A 14,775-nucleotide genomic window follows, 5' to 3' on the forward strand; every position below is an offset into this window, starting at 1 on the left:
ACCGCTGTCCAACCAAGACCGGTATACCCGCCACGAAGTGGCCGCGCCGCGCGTAGCGGGCCCGTCCGGCAGGACACCCATCTTCTAAACCAGCGTAGCGTCGAGCGTAATCGTCGCCGCCTTCAGCACCTTCGACACCGGGCATCCAACCTCAGCATTGTGCGCCAGTTCGTCGAACTTCGCCTTATCGATGCCAGGAATCTTCGCCTTCGTGGTCAGACGAATCTTGGTGATCGTCGGCGCGCCATGAACATCGAGCGTCAGCACCGCAGTCGTCTCAATGGTGTCGGGAGTAAAGCCCGCCTCCGTAAGCTGTCCGCTAAGCGCCATCGTGAAGCACCCTGCATGCGCCGCCGCAATCAACTCCTCGGGGTTGGTGCCAACACCATCGGCAAACCGCGTCTTGAAGCTGTACTGCGTGTCCTTCAACGTGCCGCTCTGCGTGGAAATGGTGCCCGTGCCGTCCATAATCTTGCCGTGCCATACTGCGCTGCCAGTGCGATCCATCGTATTTCTCCTTTTGTTCTCAACTGTTACCTATCAACAGTACCTTTTTCGATGCGCGGCTTGAAACAAAGGACTTTGAAAAATCTCGCATGCAATAGCATTTCGAGATGTCCTCAACCTCGGCACCCGCCGCAGCCGACCACGCAGCGACAACCTGCCCGAACTCCTCGCTCCCGACCGAACACCACTCCCGTTTCTGCCCCACCTGCTCTTCGCGGCTCGAAGACAGCCGCTGCAAGCTCGTCTGTCGAACCTGCGGCTACTTCCTTAGCTGTGCCGACTTCTACTGATCCGCGGATCTTCTCCGGCCATACCTTCCTTCACGCGATCCTATCTGGTTCCCTGGCTAGCCTTCCGCGCCGCTTCGAACTCATCCTTCGCCTTCCACTGAATGATCGCCGGCGCGCTCAGAGCCTCCCAGCCCAGTTCCATGCCAAAGCGGTCGAGTTTCGCATTCCCACTGAAGTCCCACTCCTCATGAAAGTTGTCGCTGAAGTTGTGATAGTCATGCGCGGTGAACTCTTCATGCTGCTTATGTCCCCAGGCTGCGTCATGCCCTTCATAAAGATTTCCCGTCTCAATCGAGAACGCTGGAATTCCCACACGCGAAAGGCTGAAGTGGTCCGAGCGATAGTAGCTTCCCGCCGAAGGCTTCGGGTCCGGCACAATCCCAAGATTGAACCTCTTCGCCGTAGCCTCCACCGTCGGATAAAACGTAGTCCTCTGCGCGCCATTCACATTGGTCTCCAGAGGCACGCCGATCGGCAGAATCATGTCGTAATTAATATCCAGCGCAATCTGCCCCGCAGGAATCGGCGGATGCTGCCCCAGATACTCGGAGCCCAGCAATCCCTGCTCCTCCGCCGTCACTGAAGCAAAGATCAGCGAGTGTGGCAGCTTCACGCCCGACTGTGCCCACGCCCGCGCCATCTCCAGCAGCATCCCACAGCCCGTGCCATTATCCGCAGCGCCGTTATAAATATTGTCCCCAGCCATCCCCGGCACAAACCCCAGATGGTCATAGTGGGCCGTATACATCACAGCCTGGTCTTTACCCCCGCCATTCGCCCCCGGCAAAATTCCCACCACATTCGGCGACTGGAACGACCGCACCGTGCTCTCAATATGCGCCTTCAGCTTCACCGGCAACTCCACCGCCTTGAAGCCACGCTTGCCCGCAGCAACAATCTCCGCATCCGCGTCCAGCCCACTCGACGCAAAGATCTTCTTCGCCACATCCAGCTGAATCCAGCTGGCCGCCTCCAGCTGCGGATTCTTATCATCCCGCAGATAAGTCTTCTCGCTCGTATTCGAGTTCTTCACTACATCCCAGCCATAGCTCGCCAGATCCGTGCGATGAATAATCAGCGCGCCCACGGCCCCCTCCGCGCCGCCTCTTCAAACTTGTACGTCCAGCGCCCATAGTAGGTCAGCGCATCGCCGCCAAAGAAGTTCCGATCGGTCGAAGGCGGATCTCCCACGATGCATAGAATCACCTTCCCCTTAACGTCCACGCCCGCGTAGTCATACCACTGAAACTCCGGCGCAATCGCACCATAACCAACAAACACAATCGGCGCATCGATATCGACGCTTGGCGTCAGCGTGCGATTGCTCACCGTATAGTCGTCCGCATACTTCAAATCGATCGAGTAAAGATCAATCGAATTGCCCGCAGGCTTCGCAGGAATCAACGACATCGTCGTCTTCTCCGGAATCGCCTTCATCCCAACAAAGTTGATCTGCTGCAGATACGTTCCGTTGTCGCCGCCCGGCTTCAACCCATAGAGCGCGAACTGCGTCGCAATGTACTTCGCCGCAATCTCGCTCCCCCGCAGCCCCGGCCCGCGTCCCTCCAGCAGATCGTCCGACAGAAAGCGCACCTGCGCGCGGATCTTTTCGCCGTCGATGGAAGCCTCCGCTGCCTTCACGGCAGACGGAATCGACTGCGCAATCAGAGCTGTGGAGAGAGAAATAACTGAGGCTGCAACACGGATGGCCGAGCGAATCTGGATCACGTTCCTACTCCTTGGCGTAAGACTTCTAAGACTTCATGGATGCGTCCAGTCTAATCGCAACTTCACGCAGCCATCGCCTCCATCGCAGGGTTCCGCTCCCGACTGAACGGAGCACGCTGACTTTGATATGTTTATTCGCATGGTGATGAAGCGTTTTAGCGTGGCTCTGGCACTTCTGCTCACAGTCTCCGCAACAGCACAGGACAAAGCGCTAGCTCCTACACCACCCATGGGATGGAACAGCTGGGACGCCTACGGCCCCACTGTGAACGAGGCCCAGTTTCGCGCCAACACGGTCGTTCTTGCAGCGCAACTCAAGGAGTTCGGCTGGGAGTACGTCGTCATCGATGAAGGCTGGTATCTGCAGAACCCCGAAAACATGTCTATGCCGCAGGCTCTGCACTACACCGTCAACCTCCGTGGCCAGTACGAGCCCGCTCCCAACCGCTTCCCCTCTTCCGCCACCGGCAGAGGCTTCAAACCACTCAGCGATGCCGTCCACGACGACGGCCTCAGGTTCGGAATCCACATGCTCCGAGGCATCCCGAAAAAACTGTCTTCGCCAACACATACATCGGCACCACGCACTATCGCGCCAGCATGGCGGCAGACACCACCGACACCTGCTCCTGGAACCCGGACAACTTCGGCGTGAAAGCCAACCTCGCCGGACAGGCCTGGTACGACGCACTGATGAAGCAGTACGCCTCCTGGGGCGTCGACTTCCTCAAGGTGGACTGCATCGCGCACCCCTACATGAGCGCCGAGATTCGAATGATTCACAAAGCCATCGAGCGATCAGGCCGCCCCATCGTGCTCAGCCTCTCGCCCGGGCCCACGCCAATCGAGCACGCCGGCGAGGTCCAAAAGAACGCGCAGATGTGGCGCATCTCGAGCGATGTCTGGGATCACTGGGATAAGGACCCCGACGCCACGTGGTCGCAGGGCGTAAAGGATCAGTTTTCTATCCTCGCGAAGTGGGCCGATCAGGCAAAGCCAGGAAGCTGGCCCGATGCGGATATGCTCCCCGTCGGCCAGCTCCGTCCAAATCCCGGCGAAGGTAAACCACGCAACTCAAGGCTCACTGAAGATGAGCAGCGTACGATGATCACCCTCTGGGCCATCGCGCGAGCACCGCTCTTCGTTGGAGGCAATCTCACCGAGATGGACGATGCTCTCAAGTCGCTTCTCACCAATCAGGCCGTCATCGAAATGGACCACGACTCCACAGCCAGCGAAATGAACACCGAGGACGGGCCGCTCGTCACCTGGACCTCGCGCTCCATTCGCGGCGACAAGTACTATCTCGCCGTCTTCAATCTCAGTGACGCGCCCGTTCACGTCGACAAGACCTTCGCCGAGTACGGCTACATCGACAAGGCGCAGTACAAGGTCCGCGACCTCTGGCAGAGAAAGGAACTAGGCCTCCTGAACTCCTTCCAGGTCGATCTCCCCCGCACGGTTCAGTCGTGTACTCCCTCCACAAATAAGGGTCCCTGTATTTGTGGTCGCAGCTGTTGTCGCAGTTGCGGTTGTCGTTGCTTGTTCTTTTGTTGTCCTCCCCGAAGGGATCTGCGGTTGCAGTTGCCAGTTCTTTCGTTTGTCATTCCGTAGGGAATAGTTGCTAACCCATCGCCAATCCCACCAGCGTAATCACTATCAGCCCAAGCGGCACGTAGTAAGGCGAGCCCACTCGAAACATCCCAAACGCATTCACCCCCTCTGACGGCAGCACCAGCAGGAGTATCAGCAACTTCAAGAGCGCTCTCTCCTCCGCGCCCAATCTGCCGGCGAGAACCACCACACTCACACCGATCCCAACCAGCGCTCCACCCAGTGCACGCAACAGCTCCCGAACCAATCTGGAGCTACGGGGATCTCCTCCGCACACAACCGCCAGATTCGCAGGCAGGCGGGGAACAAAGACGTCGTACAAACCACCAAGAGCAATCAGGCTCCCGGCTCCCTCTAGAACGGCTCGTCCGATCGTTGGCATAGCTGTCGAAACCTCTCAGCCCGAACATCCGAAAAGATATCCGGGCGCTACAGTTGCTTCCGGCCGTCCTTCGCCTTAGTATCGCCCTCAGGGCATGGCGAAGATAGACCTCAATCAAGCACGATCCACCGAAGCCGAACGTCTCGTCTCGGCCGGCAAAGCCGACGACGATGACATCTTCGAGCTAAAGTTACGCCCAACCCGCCTCGCCGAGTTCATCGGACAGGAAAAAGCCAAAGAACAGCTCGCCATCGCCCTCGAAGCGGCAAAATCACGCGGCGAAGCGCTCGACCACGTCCTCCTCTTCGGCCCTCCCGGCCTCGGCAAGACGACCCTCGCCACCATCATCGCCAACGAGTTGGGCGTCGGCTACCAGCAGACCTCAGGCCCCGCGCTACAGATACAAGGCGACCTCACCGCCATCCTCACCAACCTGCGCGAAAAACAGGTTCTCTTCCTCGACGAGATCCACAGACTGCAGCCCGTCCTTGAGGAAAAGCTCTACACCGCGCTCGAGGACTACAAGCTCGACATCATCATCGGCCAGGGTCCTGCCGCGCGCACCCACGTCATGGAGATCCGCCCCTTCACCTTCGTGGCCGCCACCACCCGCCCTGGCATGCTCTCTTCCCCGCTGCGCAGCCGCTTCGGCATCCTGCTCCGCCTCGAGTTCTACACCGACGACCAGCTCCGCTTCGTAGTCGAGCGCTCCGCCGAAGTCCTGGGCGTCCCCATCGACCGCGACGGCGCTGCCGAGATCGCCATGCGCTCCCGAGGCACCCCCGTATCGCCAATCGCCTTCTCCGCCGAGTCCGCGACTACGCGCAGGTGCGCGCGCAAGGCATGATCGACCGCCCTACCGCACAGGCTGCTTTGTCACTCCTAGAGGTAGACGCTCACGGCTTCGATGAGCTGGACCGCCGCCTCCTCCGCACCATCATCGAAAAGTATGACGGCGGCCCAGTAGGCCTCAATACTCTAGCCGCAGCGCTGGCCGAAGAACAAGACGCTCTCGAAGAGGTCTACGAGCCCTTCCTCATCCAGATCGGCTTCCTCGACCGCACCCCACGCGGCCGAGTCGCCACGCGCTTAGCCTATGAGCACCTCGGCATAGAGATGCCCCGCAAGCTAAGTCTCTTCTAGGGCTGTCCTTCCGACCAGCGGGAGGACCCACGCACCTCACTCGCCAAGACCGGTATACAAGTCACGAAGTGACCGCCTCCCGCGCAGGGAGCCCGTCCGGCGGGACAGCTTTTTCGGTTTTGCTGCGGGGATTTTTTCTGGCGTGGTGGCTGTGGTGTTTTGCAGGGGTTTTCGGGAAATTGTGGTTGCGTAACGTGGTGTTTTGGCATGGTAAACGTGGTGTAGATCGTGGTGAATGTGTGGCTGGAAACGCCACGTTTTTGGTGCCGGAAAAATGCGCCACGTTTTTGAACTTTATTTTTTGGGTACGCCGAAGATTTACTGACGCAAGGCAACCGGGACGAACTCCAAGCTGAGCATCTTTGGCGATTCGGTCAGGTAGTAGGTGGGGATCTTCGGAAACTGTTCCTCGACGAGGATGAGAGTGCGGAAGTCAAAGCTCTGCACCTCAGCCCTCGATTCCATGTGGTTCCGGACAATCGTCCCGCACAGCGTGTTTACAAAGGTCTGCGGGGCAACTGTGTGATTGCTCGTCGGTTCGGCGTGAGCGTTGGCCAGAGGCGGGTTCGGACCGGTGGGATCATTGGGCAGAGGCAGGATCTTCGTCTCGAGATTGAACCTAACCTTCTCCGCGTTGGCCGCGCGCGCAGCCGCGTCGGGATGGGACTTGCCAGCTCCGCTGCGATAGTACTCGGCGTAGAAGCGCGTAAACCGGAAGAGTTGCTCGGCATGAGTCGGAACATAGGGGCTGATGAGGTGCTCCTGTGCCGCGAAGGCTACGGCGACAGGTGAGAGTGCGAGATCGTTTTTCTGGTCGGGGAACTGCGGATGCAGCTTGTCGCAGATGAAGGTGCTCTGCGCTTCGGCAAGCGAGATATCGCGAGTGTAGACGCGGTTTTCCAGGGTGTAAGGAGTACCGTCCACTCGACGGCACGACTCCGGGCTGAGGAACTGATCGTGCCAGATGAGCGAGACGTGATCGGTCGTAACGCCAGTGTCAGTTTCGAGCGTTGTGCTGAGATGGTCGAGGCCGTCCTCAAAAGATGGCAGTGTGTTTTCAGGGCGCAGGCCGCGGCCTCCACGATGGGCCGACACGTCGAAGCTCTTGAAGTAAGCGGCTTCGTCGGGGTGAGCGGCGGCCTCTTCCTTCACGACCTGTTGAAGGAGGTCGGGTCGGTCCGAGATGATGCCGTCGACGCGGAGGCCGATGAGAGCGCGCATCTTTGCCGGGTCGTTGGTGGTCCAGGGAACGACCTTGAAGCCGGCTTTGTGGAGTTCGGCTACGTTCACAGGGGGATTTGTGCCCAGAAGGGTTGCATCGAGGGGGAGAGCACCGGAGTCTGGGCGTTATGCGCCCTGGCGTGCTGGCCGGCGGCGGTCATGAGTCCGAGGAAGGGATTTTGCATGGAGGCCTGCTGGGCGGTGAGGGTTGCGGTGGTGAGGAGGAGGCTTGCGGCAGATAAAACCGTTCGGGTGGAGGTTAACATGAGGGACCATGATATGGGGTTGAAGTTGCCGGGGTGTGAATGCGAGTGGGTTGCAGATTCACGCTTCGCGGTCCCACGACGACCAAGTTATGAGATGAACACTCCATGTGCTGGCTCGTCTTCGCAGTATCCATAGATGGCTTCCGAGGAGTTGTCTCGGAGTGGAGTCTTCTGCCGAGGAGAACGTGGTTTTGTAGCTTGCGGTTAGGTAGGCGATCTCGTTTGAACCTCGAATACGACGGTCGGTGATCTCAATGGAGTGAACTCTCGCGGTTCCGCGTGTTATCTGCGCTGAGACTGCGGCGCGACCGAGCAGAGGCTGCGCGTCAGGTGGCCACAGTTCGATGTCATCGTCGCACAATGCCATCAATCTGTGATCTTCTCCGGCGACTTCGTACGCGATCCAGTCTCAATGGATCTGTTCAATCTGTCGAACAGCATCGTTTGTGAGTTCGACCATATGGCAAAAAGGGATAGCAGATGCGGCTCTCAACGTGCAATATGTTATTCCCCTTCACGAGTGTCCTGATCGCTTATGGCTCTGAGATCGCTTTGCTGCAGCGCAGCTTTTGCTTCTGCCTGTGCTGTGGCCTCCATCCAACCTTGCAGGATGACGACGGCGGCGACCTGATCGATGACATACTTACGGTCGCGGGGACTGTGCCCGGCTTCATTGAGGATCTCGTGTGCTGCGACCGAGGTGAGGCGTTCATCCCAGAGCTGGACGGGAAGGCCGGAGCGTTTTTGCAACTCCTCGGCGAACTCATGGACCTTCGCGGCCCAGGGGCTTACATCGCCTGACATGTGCAGCGGATTGCCCACCACGATCTTTACTACTTCATGCTTGCGAATCAGTCGTAGGAGGCTGCGCAGATCCTCGCCCCTGGTCTTGCGCCATAGGGTCAACAGGGGCTGCGCCGTGTATCCGAGTGGGTCGGAGAGGGCCACGCCCACACGAATCTTTCCCACGTCCAACGCCATCACGCGGCCGGTCTTCATCCCCTCAGTCTACCGCTGCCTCTGCCGCCAAAGATGTGCGCTTCAGGACTTCCGATTCAGGAGCGCGGAGAGATTGCCGTGGTGGGCTTTCAGTTCTGCTTCGGCGGCGGGGCGGTCGATGGAGAGCTTCTGCATGACGATGGCGGTTTTGATTGTGCAGGCAATTTCAAGCAGAGCGGCGGCGGAGGGTTGGTCGATGCCGGTGGCGGCCATGATGATGCGCTGCGCGCGATCGACGAGTTTGACGTTACTGGCCTGCATGTTGACCATGAGGTTGCCGTAGACCGCGCCGGTCCTGATCATGACGCCGGTGGAGATCATGTTGAGGACGAGCTTGGTGGCGGTGCCGGCTTTCATGCGGGTGCTGCCGGTGAGGATCTCGGGGCCGGTGATGGGAGCGATGGAGATGTCGGCGGTTGCGGCCACTTGCGAATTTTGTACGCAGGTGAGGGCGATGGTGAGAGCGCCGATGTTGCGGGCGTGGGCGAGGGCGCCGAGAACGTAGGGTGTGCGTCCACTGGCGGCGATGCCGATCAGGGTGTCGGGGATTGCGGTTCCGTCGGGGCTGTGGGCGAAGCCTGCGTTAGCGAGGTCGGCTGCTCCTTGCTCGGGGGAGTCTTCGGATTGTTCGCTGGATCTGCGGAGGGCGGTGTCACCGCCGGCGATGATGGCGTGGAAGAGGGTGGGTGGAACGGAGAAGGTTGGGGGGCACTCGCTGGCGTCGAGAACGCCGAGACGGCCGCTGGTGCCGGCTCCGACGTAGAAGAGGCGGCCGCCGCTGATGAAGCGTTGGGCGATGGCATCGATGGCTTTGGCGACCTCCGGAAGAACAGCGGCTACGGCAGCGGCGACCTTGGCGTCCTCCTCGTTGATGAGGCGGAGCATGTCCAGAGTTGGGAGTTCGTCGATGTGTTCGGTGCGGGGGTTGCGGGCTTCCGTGGCGAGGTTGGCGAGGGTCGACTTGGTTTCCATGCGTTAGCGGTTCACTTTCCTAACTGCAAGTATGCCTCAGTCGGCTGGAGAGCGTTGACGCGGAAGAGAACAGCGGATTTCTCCGCTTCGCAACTTGCAAACTGTGCGCGTGGCTTCGGTCGAAGCGACATCGCGATCAGGTGAAGATCGCTATGGGACGATGACGCATGAGCCTTTGGCGGTCTCATCTTTGACGGCTATCAGGGCTTCGTTGGCCTTCTCCAGCGGGAAGGTTTGGATCTGCGGCTTCAGGCCGATCTCGCCGGCGATCTGGAGGAAGTCGTGGGCATCCTGGCGAGTCATGTTGGCGACGCTGCGGATCTGGCGTTCGCCCCAGAGGAGCTTGTCGTAGTCGAAGGCGGGCATCTGGTCGAGGTGGATGGCGTTGATGGCGACGACGCCGCCTTTGCGGAGGCTGGAAAGTGCGCTGACGACGACAGCACCGCTGGGCGCGAAGGTGATGGCGCGGTCGAGCGGGACGGGCGGCTTGTCGTCTTCGGTGCCGACCCACTGTGCGCCCGCAGTAGTCGCTTGCGCGCGGTGGGCTTCGCCGCGGGTGGAGACGTAGACCTCGCAGTTCCAGCGGCGCAGGACGCTGATGGCAAGCGAGGCGGAGGAGCCGAAGCCGAAGAGACCGACGCGCTCTCCGGGCTGAGTGCCGGCGACGCGAAGGCTGCGAAATCCGATAATGCCGGCGCAGAGGAGGGAGCGACGTGGGTGTCGTCGAGGGCTTCGGGGAGTGGGTAGGTGAAGTCGGAGCGGACGAGGACGTACTCGGCATAGCCGCCGTTGATGGTGTAGCCGGTGAAGACGGGGTTGTCGCAGAGGTTTTCTTCGCCGCGGCGGCAGAAGGGGCAGGTGCCGTCGGCTCCTCCGATCCAGGAGACGCCGACGCGCATGTCGTTGGGGCGATCCGTTGTGGCGCCGTCGACGACTTTGCCGACGATTTGATGGCCGAGGATAAGCGGCCGGTGGAGGAGACAGAGGTCGCCCTCAGCGATATGGAGATCGGTGCGACAGACTCCGCAGGCGAGAACGCGGAGGAGGAGATGGCCCTCGGCGAGGATGGGTATGGCGACCTCTTCCATGGAAAGAGGCTGGCCGGCAGATCGTAGAACGGCGCCTCTCATTAGCACCTTCGCGATGGGACTGGGTTAGATCGGGGCCACGCTTCGTTGATCTTTGTTGGTTGTTACTGATTCTTGTGGTTCGATGCTGAATTGAGGGCTGGGGTACGTGGAATCAATTCGCTTCAGCAGGTTCGGTGTTCATCGAGCCGTCTGCGTTGTCTTTGCGCCGGCGGCGTAAAATCTTGCCGAGGATGAAGGAGGGGATATGCCGAGGCGAATGTTTGTGGCTCTGATCGCAGGCTTGCTGATGACGACCTTCGCGGGTGCGAAGAACAAGGCTGAGAAGAGTGTGCCTGACTACATTCTCAGCGCGAAGACTGTTGCTGTGATGATCGATCCTCAAGCAGGAATTGACGTTGACGATCCGCGGGCCAATCAAGTAGCGCAAAAAGACGTTGAGACGGCGTTGTTGAATTGGGGAAGGTTTAAGCCAACGATCGGCACTCAGGGCGCGGACCTGATTATCGTGATTCGCAAGGGGCACAAGGGCGTGGTGGACACGACGACCAGCGATCCGCGGCAGAACAACCGAGTGGGAATGATCGATCCAGGGGCGAATGGGGTGTCGGTGGGGGCCCAGCACGGCAGGCAGCCGGAGCTGTCCGGGGCAGGCGTTCCTGCGGCGAGTGAGCAGGGGGCGCCGCATCCGCAGATGGAGATTGGAGCCGTGGACGATTCGTTCACTGTTTACAACGGCGATACGGATCATCCTTTGGACAGCCCGTCGGGCTGGAGGTACCTCGCAAAGGATGGGCTTCGTTCGCATAACGTTCCTGCGGTGGATGAGTTCAAGAAGGCGGTGGCTGCGGCTGATAAGGCTGCGGCGGCAAAACATCCTTAGCGAAGATCTGTTTTCTTTCCCTTGCAAGCGTTTTGGCCGGATGGAAGACGTTCAGGTGGCGCGGTCTTTGAGGGAGCGAGGTTCCAGCCGTCGATGAGTTCAGAAAACCTGTGGCGGCGGGAGACAAGGCTCTAGCCGCGAGGCATCCATGATCTTTCAGCCGGCGAAGTTGGAAGATGGCGATGTTGTGGCACATCTTCCAACTCGAGGTCGATTACTTTTCCGCGACATAGCGTCGTGTCACTCCGACGATGCCGAGCAGACCTGTACCAAACAGCAAGAGGGAGGCCGGTTCGGGTACGGAGGAGATGGTGCCGGCGAAGTCGAGACCTTCGTCGACTCCGGCGACCTGTTTTACGTCGAAGGTGAGGTCGTTCATTCCCTGGTCGAATCCGGTGAAGCTGAAGGTGAGCGGCGTAACGCAGTTAGGACCTACGTCGGAGCAATGAGAGTAATCATTGCTTGCGCTTAGGGGACCTGCTGCCTCGAGGATGAGCTTGCCGTTGAGGTAGATCGAAACCGTGTCATCGGCGAGAACGCTGAGAGAGCCAACGTAGTTTGAAGCAGAGGCCCCAAGGTTGAAATGCGTGTTGTAGACATAATCACCATTGGGGACGACCAGGCCGGAGGTGGGTCCGGTGAGAGCATTGAAGGAGACCCAACTTGAGCTGCCCAGGGCTGAATGCCAAACGGAACCTGAAGCGATGTCGAAGGTAGAGGTGGAACCACTGTTAACGATGGAGGCGGCCGAGTTGTAGGTCGTTGCGGTGTTGGCTACATAGGGCGCGGCAGAAGATCCGGAGTAACTGGCGAGTGAGAGGGTGTCGGCGTGGGCGGTGAAAAAGGTCCCGAAGACAAGGGCAACCAAGGCAGTGAGATATTTACGATTTTTTTCAAGATGCTTCTCCGTTGGGCCGAAATACAAGCGGTTACGAGTTACTTAGGTGCAGGTTGGGGGCCATCGCAGGGCTCTGGTCGTCACTGAGTAGTCGTTTGTATCGCCGTTGTTACCTTTTGGAGATGGAAGGTTGCCCGGTGGGATGTGCAAAGAATTGCAGAAAAAAGGAATTGATTTGCTCTATAGAGCTTTTCGCAAGTCGGCTTCTATCAGCACTTACCGTTTGCGGATAGCAAGGCTGTCCACATGGGATTGGTGCTTAGGCAAAAATGGGCGAAATGCCGGATAGGCCGTAAAATGGAGAGATAAGAAAAGAGTGATTGAGGCAAATGGTAATGGGGACGCAAGAAGTACTGGCTGGACAGGTAGACGCTGCGGCGAAGGTAGCCGGACTGGTAGTGGTTTCGAGTGCGATTGGACAGGATTTTTCCGGTAATCCGACGACGCGGTTTTTGCTAGCGCTGGTTGCTGATAAAGCGAAGAAGCAGGTGCTGACGCATAGCGAGGTTCCTGGCATCTCCGCTCCGATGACGAAGACGCAGGTGTTGGAACTGAGCGATAAATTCGACTTCAGCCGAGCCGACATGCTGGCCGAAGTTGGAGTTTACCTGGCAGAGGCGGCGAAGCGGTTGAAGAATCCGCGGCCGGACTGCTACCTCACACTGCATGGGCTGCCGCTGAGCTTCGAGAAGTTTACGTGGCCGTTCCATGAGTCGACCTCGGGGGCGGATACGTTCCTGGTGCATGGCGAGGTTCGGCTGCAGGATGGTGAAGACAATCCGCTGCACGCAAAGGTGGCGGCATCGATGACGGTGACGTTTGCGGAGATCGTGAAGGCTCCGGAGCAGCCGTTTGCCGAAGGGTTTATCTACAACGCAGTGCGGAAAACTATGGATCAGGGGCAGCTGGAGCTGGTGAAAAGCGGCAATCGGCAGCCTGTTCCGGTGACGACGCGATTCTACAGTCCGTGGAAGAAGCGTTTCAACTTCAACGACACGACTGAGGGGCAGCGGCAGGAGTATCTGGCGGCGAAGGTGTTCTGGTTGTCGGGTGTGCTGGGTGGTGGACAGCCGGTGTGGCTGCTGGATCCTCGGGATGCGCAGTATCTGAACTCGACCGTGGAGGAGCTGAAGAAGACGGTGGCGGCACTGGCGGGTGAGGGGCTCGTTCACCTGGCGGCTGATACAGAGTATGCCACGCCAACTGAGGCTCTGATGGGGCATCGAGCGCAGTATTCGGCTGAGCTGGCGCATGCGCTGGCGTTCATCAAGCCTACGTTCAATGAAGAGATGCGCGGCGGCCATACAAACATGTAGTGTTTGCGGGGGGGCAGCATCCCGTCGTGAATTTGCCAGTAATTACTGGGTTATGGTAACTTCCCTCTGGCCTTCAGGTCATCTATTCACCTGAAAGGAAAGAGGAAACACGATGAAGCTAACCCGAATTGCAACACCACTGATGGCAGTGGCACTTATGAGCGGTGCACCATTTTTCGCACACGCTCAGGCGAACCAGGCACCCACGACAGAGAGCCGGAGCTGGAATACGCCTCCTCCGGGCACGGAGCAGGCGCAGTCGGCCTACCGTGATGGAGTTGAATCCGCCCAGCTCGACATAGCGGCGAAGCGGAAGATTGATGCGAAGGCGTCTCACCGGTATGTTCACCCACCGGTGAAGGCCGCGGCTCGGGATGAGTACCGCTCGAACTTTACCGCTGGATATGAGGCTGCGGTGAAGCACAACACCGGCGCGTAGATGCAGAGACGCAGCGGTTGAATTCCGATGGGTTGAGAAGAGGGGCTCCTTTGGGGGCCCTTTTCCTTTGCGCTGGGATCGTGGGTTGGGATCGTGGGTTGGGTCGTGTCGATGGGTTTAGGTCGCGGCCTGTGAGATCGGGTGATTGTGGGTGACTGCGGCTCCGCAATGGGGGCAGAAGGATGCGGAAGGGTCGATGGGGCTGCTGCAGTCGGGACAGTGCGAGGTTGCAGGGGCCGGTTCGCCGTGTGGGATCGAACTGGCGAGGATCTGATTGGAGATGTAGAGCGCCAGAGCAGCGTTGTACTGGCGGACGCGGCCGGGCATGAAGAAGCATTCGATAACACCCAGGATTGCAGGGATGCCGGTCCAGAAGAAGATGAGATAGATGATGCCGGCAGTGTTTCGGCGGAGGTAAAAGTGGTGAATACCGAAGTCGCCAAGGAAGAGCGCGAGGAGAAAGCCGACAACCTCGTCCTTGTGGGCGCGTTCGTACTCGGCGTAAAACCAGGTGCGCTGCTGGTCGGTCATGCTGGCGGTGTAGAGAGGGTCGGTCATCTGCATGATGTGTTCCTCATGATGCTGCGAGGATAGGTACGATGCGAAGCACGTTGTGGTTCCCAATCAGCTGGGAGACCATGAGTGCGAAGTATCACTGCGACTCGACCGGTCGCAATTTACAAAGGATTTCGTGGGGCGTAGAGTTCGGGCCATCGTGATGTGCGATGCAACGGCGCCGCGCGATCGGTAATTTCACTTAGAGGAAGCAGGAGGTAGTCATGCAGCCAGTTCATAACGGACAGTGCGGACTTTGCAATCACTTTGGCGAGCATCACGCGAAGAGTTCGGTGTTGGTCACGATACTTGAAAGCAAGAAGGCGGATGCGGATCTACTGGACGAGTGCGGTCATCCGAAGCATGCGGCGCTGCACCTTAAGGTTTCGCCTATTAGTGGATGCGACGGTTTTGTACCGGCGGCCCAGGCTTGAATGATTGGATTTGTGAAGTTCACCTGATATTGAGACGCGG

Annotated in this window: 20 protein-coding genes and 2 pseudogenes; 9 read left to right on the forward strand and 13 right to left on the reverse strand. The window is 59.1% G+C overall.

Annotated features, from left to right (window positions below):
- Positions 1-84: 84 nt before the first annotated feature.
- A complete protein-coding gene (locus tag RBB80_RS06385) occupies positions 85-507 on the reverse strand; it encodes an OsmC family protein (protein WP_433967407.1) in 423 nt (140 codons plus the stop codon).
- A 107-nt stretch (positions 508-614) separates the two neighbouring features.
- On the opposite strand from RBB80_RS06385, the gene RBB80_RS06390 reads away from it, so the two are divergent.
- Entirely contained in the window at positions 615-797 is a 183-nt protein-coding gene (locus RBB80_RS06390; protein WP_433967408.1) for a hypothetical protein, read from the forward strand.
- A 40-nt stretch (positions 798-837) separates the two neighbouring features.
- Here the strand turns inward: RBB80_RS06390 and RBB80_RS06395 are convergent, their stop codons facing one another.
- Positions 838-1,884, reverse strand: coding sequence for a M28 family peptidase (locus tag RBB80_RS06395; RefSeq protein ID WP_433967409.1), 1,047 nt, complete (start codon positions 1,882-1,884; stop codon positions 838-840).
- Positions 1,872-2,525 (reverse strand): hypothetical protein, encoded by a 654-nt coding sequence (locus RBB80_RS06400; RefSeq protein ID WP_433967410.1) that lies wholly within the window; start codon positions 2,523-2,525, stop codon positions 1,872-1,874. Before RBB80_RS06400 ends, RBB80_RS06395 begins: the two co-directional genes overlap by 13 nt.
- A gap of 145 nt (positions 2,526-2,670) precedes the next feature.
- Here RBB80_RS06400 and RBB80_RS06405 point away from each other — a divergent pair, with 145 nt between their 5' ends.
- Positions 2,671-3,180 carry a hypothetical protein gene (locus tag RBB80_RS06405; protein ID WP_433967411.1) on the forward strand — a complete coding sequence of 170 codons (510 nt, stop codon included), beginning with the start codon at positions 2,671-2,673 and terminating at the stop codon, positions 3,178-3,180.
- On the forward strand, positions 3,126-4,139 hold the full coding sequence (locus RBB80_RS06410; RefSeq protein WP_433967412.1) for a glycoside hydrolase family 27 protein: 1,014 nt from the start codon (positions 3,126-3,128) through the stop codon (positions 4,137-4,139). Before RBB80_RS06405 ends, RBB80_RS06410 begins: the two co-directional genes overlap by 55 nt.
- A gap of 10 nt (positions 4,140-4,149) precedes the next feature.
- Here the strand turns inward: RBB80_RS06410 and RBB80_RS06415 are convergent, their stop codons facing one another.
- Positions 4,150-4,521, reverse strand: coding sequence for a hypothetical protein (locus RBB80_RS06415; protein ID WP_433967413.1), 372 nt, complete (start codon positions 4,519-4,521; stop codon positions 4,150-4,152).
- Between the two features lie 94 nt (positions 4,522-4,615).
- Between RBB80_RS06415 and ruvB the strand changes: the two are divergent.
- Positions 4,616-5,664: pseudogene (ruvB, locus tag RBB80_RS06420) on the forward strand (Holliday junction branch migration DNA helicase RuvB).
- Between the two features lie 318 nt (positions 5,665-5,982).
- Here the strand turns inward: ruvB and RBB80_RS06425 are convergent.
- The 6 genes from RBB80_RS06425 to RBB80_RS06450 form a co-directional block, all read right to left on the reverse strand.
- Positions 5,983-6,954 carry a glycerophosphodiester phosphodiesterase family protein gene (locus tag RBB80_RS06425; protein WP_433967414.1) on the reverse strand — a complete coding sequence of 324 codons (972 nt, stop codon included), beginning with the start codon at positions 6,952-6,954 and terminating at the stop codon, positions 5,983-5,985.
- Positions 6,951-7,151: a hypothetical protein gene (locus RBB80_RS06430; protein ID WP_433967415.1), complete on the reverse strand. Its 201-nt coding sequence runs from the start codon at positions 7,149-7,151 to the stop codon at positions 6,951-6,953. Before RBB80_RS06430 ends, RBB80_RS06425 begins: the two co-directional genes overlap by 4 nt.
- 58 nt (positions 7,152-7,209) lie before the next feature.
- On the reverse strand, positions 7,210-7,554 hold the full coding sequence (locus RBB80_RS06435) for a nuclear transport factor 2 family protein (protein WP_433969534.1): 345 nt from the start codon (positions 7,552-7,554) through the stop codon (positions 7,210-7,212).
- 101 nt (positions 7,555-7,655) lie between these two features.
- Positions 7,656-8,150, reverse strand: a complete 495-nt coding sequence (ruvX, locus tag RBB80_RS06440) for a Holliday junction resolvase RuvX (RefSeq protein ID WP_433967416.1) — start codon at positions 8,148-8,150, stop codon at positions 7,656-7,658.
- Between the two features lie 42 nt (positions 8,151-8,192).
- Positions 8,193-9,122 carry an N-acetylmuramic acid 6-phosphate etherase gene (gene murQ / locus RBB80_RS06445; protein ID WP_433967417.1) on the reverse strand — a complete coding sequence of 310 codons (930 nt, stop codon included), beginning with the start codon at positions 9,120-9,122 and terminating at the stop codon, positions 8,193-8,195.
- Between the two features lie 150 nt (positions 9,123-9,272).
- Positions 9,273-9,425: a hypothetical protein gene (locus RBB80_RS06450; RefSeq protein WP_433967418.1), complete on the reverse strand. Its 153-nt coding sequence runs from the start codon at positions 9,423-9,425 to the stop codon at positions 9,273-9,275.
- On the opposite strand from RBB80_RS06450, the gene RBB80_RS06455 reads away from it, so the two are divergent.
- Positions 9,405-9,869, forward strand: coding sequence for a hypothetical protein (locus tag RBB80_RS06455; RefSeq protein WP_433970147.1), 465 nt, complete (start codon positions 9,405-9,407; stop codon positions 9,867-9,869). The two genes, RBB80_RS06450 and RBB80_RS06455, sit on opposite strands and share 21 nt — an antisense overlap.
- Before the next feature lie 44 nt (positions 9,870-9,913).
- Here RBB80_RS06455 and RBB80_RS06460 read toward each other — a convergent pair.
- Positions 9,914-10,252 (reverse strand): annotated as a pseudogene (locus tag RBB80_RS06460) (alcohol dehydrogenase catalytic domain-containing protein); the annotation flags it as partial.
- Between the two features lie 205 nt (positions 10,253-10,457).
- Between RBB80_RS06460 and RBB80_RS06465 the strand changes: the two are divergent.
- Positions 10,458-11,093: a hypothetical protein gene (locus RBB80_RS06465; RefSeq protein ID WP_433967419.1), complete on the forward strand. Its 636-nt coding sequence runs from the start codon at positions 10,458-10,460 to the stop codon at positions 11,091-11,093.
- Positions 11,094-11,307: 214 nt separating this feature from the next.
- Here the strand turns inward: RBB80_RS06465 and RBB80_RS06470 are convergent, their stop codons facing one another.
- Complete coding sequence (locus RBB80_RS06470; RefSeq protein WP_433967420.1) at positions 11,308-12,018, reverse strand: PEP-CTERM sorting domain-containing protein; 711 nt, start codon at positions 12,016-12,018, stop codon at positions 11,308-11,310.
- A 308-nt stretch (positions 12,019-12,326) separates the two neighbouring features.
- On the opposite strand from RBB80_RS06470, the gene RBB80_RS06475 reads away from it, so the two are divergent.
- Entirely contained in the window at positions 12,327-13,307 is a 981-nt protein-coding gene (locus tag RBB80_RS06475) for a hypothetical protein (RefSeq protein ID WP_433967421.1), read from the forward strand.
- 112 nt (positions 13,308-13,419) lie between these two features.
- Complete coding sequence (locus RBB80_RS06480; RefSeq protein WP_433967422.1) at positions 13,420-13,746, forward strand: hypothetical protein; 327 nt, start codon at positions 13,420-13,422, stop codon at positions 13,744-13,746.
- A 117-nt stretch (positions 13,747-13,863) separates the two neighbouring features.
- Here the strand turns inward: RBB80_RS06480 and RBB80_RS06485 are convergent, their stop codons facing one another.
- Entirely contained in the window at positions 13,864-14,310 is a 447-nt protein-coding gene (locus RBB80_RS06485; RefSeq protein ID WP_433967423.1) for an NINE protein, read from the reverse strand.
- A gap of 215 nt (positions 14,311-14,525) precedes the next feature.
- Between RBB80_RS06485 and RBB80_RS06490 the strand changes: the two genes are divergently transcribed.
- Entirely contained in the window at positions 14,526-14,735 is a 210-nt protein-coding gene (locus tag RBB80_RS06490; RefSeq protein ID WP_433967424.1) for a hypothetical protein, read from the forward strand.
- The last annotated feature ends 40 nt before the right edge of the window (positions 14,736-14,775 follow it).

Origin of the sequence: Tunturiibacter gelidiferens, from assembly GCF_051013345.1 — a bacterium.
Lineage (GTDB): Bacteria > Acidobacteriota > Terriglobia > Terriglobales > Acidobacteriaceae > Edaphobacter > Edaphobacter gelidiferens_A.

Bases quoted from the DNA above. Each gene is read 5' to 3' on its own strand.
- RBB80_RS06385 (WP_433967407.1), bottom strand. From the start codon at position 507: ATGGATCGCACTGGCAGCGCAGTATGGCACGGCAAGATTATGGACGGC.
- RBB80_RS06390 (WP_433967408.1), top strand. From the start codon at position 615: ATGTCCTCAACCTCGGCACCCGCCGCAGCCGACCACGCAGCGACAACC.
- RBB80_RS06405 (WP_433967411.1), top strand. From the start codon at position 2,671: ATGAAGCGTTTTAGCGTGGCTCTGGCACTTCTGCTCACAGTCTCCGCA.
- RBB80_RS06410 (WP_433967412.1), top strand. From the start codon at position 3,126: ATGGCGGCAGACACCACCGACACCTGCTCCTGGAACCCGGACAACTTC.
- RBB80_RS06415 (WP_433967413.1), bottom strand. From the start codon at position 4,521: ATGCCAACGATCGGACGAGCCGTTCTAGAGGGAGCCGGGAGCCTGATT.
- RBB80_RS06430 (WP_433967415.1), bottom strand. From the start codon at position 7,151: ATGTTAACCTCCACCCGAACGGTTTTATCTGCCGCAAGCCTCCTCCTC.
- ruvX (WP_433967416.1), bottom strand. From the start codon at position 8,150: ATGAAGACCGGCCGCGTGATGGCGTTGGACGTGGGAAAGATTCGTGTG.
- murQ (WP_433967417.1), bottom strand. From the start codon at position 9,122: ATGGAAACCAAGTCGACCCTCGCCAACCTCGCCACGGAAGCCCGCAAC.
- RBB80_RS06450 (WP_433967418.1), bottom strand. From the start codon at position 9,425: ATGACTCGCCAGGATGCCCACGACTTCCTCCAGATCGCCGGCGAGATC.
- RBB80_RS06465 (WP_433967419.1), top strand. From the start codon at position 10,458: ATGCCGAGGCGAATGTTTGTGGCTCTGATCGCAGGCTTGCTGATGACG.
- RBB80_RS06475 (WP_433967421.1), top strand. From the start codon at position 12,327: ATGGGGACGCAAGAAGTACTGGCTGGACAGGTAGACGCTGCGGCGAAG.
- RBB80_RS06480 (WP_433967422.1), top strand. From the start codon at position 13,420: ATGAAGCTAACCCGAATTGCAACACCACTGATGGCAGTGGCACTTATG.
- RBB80_RS06485 (WP_433967423.1), bottom strand. From the start codon at position 14,310: ATGCAGATGACCGACCCTCTCTACACCGCCAGCATGACCGACCAGCAG.
- RBB80_RS06490 (WP_433967424.1), top strand. From the start codon at position 14,526: ATGCAGCCAGTTCATAACGGACAGTGCGGACTTTGCAATCACTTTGGC.